We start from the raw sequence: 304 nt of genomic DNA, 5'->3' as shown, positions 1-304 counted from the left end.
CTTTCGGATCGATGGAAGTCAGCTCGTCACTAATGCCCATGATTTTTGGAGGTTTGGGATTCCACGGTCCTCCCCCCTTGGATGGGTATCGAGGGGTATCCGCGTTGGGTGTACCGCCCACTTCAGACGAGCGCATGAATTGGCGCTGATAGAGCACGCCCTTGTACTTGGCGAAAGGGTCAACCTTTGCGAACGAGTGAGGCTGATCCGGATCAGGCAGGTTCTTGTCCATGCCTTTCCAGCCGATGCTTTGAAGCGGTGTCGAGCCCATCACCCGATCATGTGGCGAGAAGTAAATGAACAC

1 pseudogene is annotated in these 304 nt (G+C 54.9%); it reads right to left on the bottom strand.

The window, feature by feature from the left end:
- Positions 1–232 (bottom strand): annotated as a pseudogene (locus HWX36_RS36800) (hypothetical protein); the annotation flags it as partial.
- Between the last annotated feature and the right edge of the window lie 72 nt (positions 233–304).

Source organism: Burkholderia sp. BCC0405, assembly GCF_902833075.1.
Classification (GTDB): domain Bacteria; phylum Pseudomonadota; class Gammaproteobacteria; order Burkholderiales; family Burkholderiaceae; genus Burkholderia.
This window is presented reverse-complemented; position numbering and strand designations above follow the sequence as displayed.